Source organism: Enterobacter cloacae complex sp. P27C (assembly GCF_014895705.1).
GTDB lineage: Bacteria > Pseudomonadota > Gammaproteobacteria > Enterobacterales > Enterobacteriaceae > Enterobacter > Enterobacter bugandensis.
The window spans coordinates 1-1,896 of sequence record NZ_JADBQB010000024.1 but is presented as its reverse complement, the minus strand read 5'-3'; the positions used below and the strand labels follow the sequence as shown (position 1 = coordinate 1,896).

General features: G+C 55.1%; 2 protein-coding genes and 2 tRNA genes. 3 read left to right on the top strand and 1 reads right to left on the bottom strand.

The genetic code is table 11. The annotated features are described in order from the left end of the window. Positions 1-5: 5 nt before the first annotated feature. Positions 6-81 (bottom strand) — tRNA-Asn (locus tag IM291_RS21785). 6 nt (positions 82-87) lie between these two features. Here IM291_RS21785 and IM291_RS22145 point away from each other — a divergent pair. The 3 genes from IM291_RS22145 (at position 88) to IM291_RS21775 (ending at position 1,876) form a co-directional block, all read left to right on the top strand. Then, positions 88-180 carry a DUF5951 family protein gene (locus IM291_RS22145; protein WP_219358334.1) on the top strand — a complete coding sequence of 31 codons (93 nt, stop codon included), beginning with the start codon at positions 88-90 and terminating at the stop codon, positions 178-180. A gap of 62 nt (positions 181-242) precedes the next feature. Further along, a complete protein-coding gene (emmdR, locus tag IM291_RS21780) occupies positions 243-1,697 on the top strand; it encodes a multidrug efflux MATE transporter EmmdR (protein ID WP_192987636.1) in 1,455 nt (484 codons plus the stop codon). A gap of 103 nt (positions 1,698-1,800) precedes the next feature. Continuing rightward, positions 1,801-1,876: transfer RNA gene (locus tag IM291_RS21775), tRNA-Asn, on the top strand. The last annotated feature ends 20 nt before the right edge of the window (positions 1,877-1,896 follow it).

Below are 1,896 nucleotides of genomic sequence, written 5' to 3'. Positions count from 1 at the left end.
AAATTTGGCTCCTCTGACTGGACTCGAACCAGTGACATACGGATTAACAGTCCGCCGTTCTACCGACTGAACTACAGAGGAATCGTTGTGGAGGCTTATCTTAGCGGCGAAAAAACTTTTGTCAAACCTGATCTTAGGGAAAATCGACTGATTGCCGATTCTGTCGTCAGTTTGTTGTAAATACACACATCTTTTTCAGGAAAATACTTTGCAGGATTAGCATTTCTCCCCCATCATTTGAAATGGAGTTTCAACTATTCTCGCTAAGGTCCATTTTGAACGTCACTGCCCCTCTGCGCCAGGCGATCGTGCGCACGCCATGGTACGCAAAACGTAAAAGCTATCGTGTTCTGTTCTGGCGTGAAATCACCCCTCTTGCCGTGCCTATTTTCCTGGAAAATACCTGCGTTCTGCTGATGGGAGTGCTGAGCACCTTCCTGGTGAGCTGGCTGGGGAAAGAGGCGATGGCGGGGGTCGGGCTGGCAGACAGCTTTAACATGGTGGTGATGTCATTCTTTGCCGCCATCGATCTCGGGACGACGGTTGTGGTGGCCTTTAGTCTCGGCAAGCTGGATCCCAAACGCGCGCGCGAGGCTGCACGTCAGTCGCTGATGATCATGACCCTCTTTTCGATTGTTCTTGCGGCGGTGATCCACTATTTCGGTAAAGAGATTATCGATTTTGTCGCCGGGGAAGCCACGAACGAGGTGAAGGAACTGGCGCTGACCTATCTCGAAATGACCGTCTTAAGCTATCCGGCGGCGGCCATCGCGTTGATTGGCAGCGGCGCGCTGCGCGGGGCAGGTAACACCAAAATCCCGCTGCTGATCAACGGTGGGATGAATATCCTGAATATCATCATCAGCAGCGTTCTGATCTACGGCGCGTTCTCGTGGGATGGTCTGGGGTTCGTCGGGGCCGGGCTGGGATTAACCATATCACGCTATATTGGTGCGGCGGCCATCATCGGGGTGCTGATGACGGGGATTACCCCCTCGCTGCGTCTCACGCTTAAGAGCTACTTCCGGCCCTTTAATTTCGCCATTATCTGGGAAGTGATGGGGATTGGTATACCCGCGAGCATTGAATCCGTGTTGTTCAACGGCGGGAAGCTGCTCACGCAGATGTTTGTCGCCGGAATGGGCACCGACGTTATCGCCGGTAACTTTATCGCCTTCTCCATCGCCTCGATGATTAACCTGCCGGGTAACGCCCTTGGGTCGGCATCAACCATCATCACGGGTAAACGGCTCGGGAAAGGGCAGATAGGCCAGGCGGAGCGGCAGCTGCGCCATGTGTTCTGGCTGTCGACGATTGGGTTGACGCTGATCGCCTGGGGCACCGCGCCGTTTGCCGGGCTGATGGCCGCGTTCTATACCCACGAAGATGACGTGAAAGAGGTGGTGAAGATCCTTATCTGGCTCAACGCCGCCTTTATGCCCATCTGGGCGGCATCCTGGGTGTTACCTGCCGGGCTGAAAGGGGCGCGCGATGCCCGTTTTGCCATGTGGGTGTCCATGCTTGGCATGTGGGGGTGTCGCGTTGTGGCGGGCTATACGCTGGGCGTGGTGCTGGGCTGGGGCGTGGTGGGCGTCTGGCTGGGGATGTTCCTGGACTGGGCCGTACGCGGGGCGCTGTTCTACTGGCGCATGGTCAGCGGGCGCTGGCTGTGGAAATATCCGCGACAAAATGCCTGACAATTGCGCGAAATGGAGAATAATTCGGCAAACGATCGGAAATATGCATTCTGCCTTTGACATCATCGGGGAGCATCGATAATATGCGCCCCGTTCACACGATTCCTCTGTAGTTCAGTCGGTAGAACGGCGGACTGTTAATCCGTATGTCACTGGTTCGAGTCCAGTCAGAGGAGCCAAATTTGAAAAGCCTGCTTTT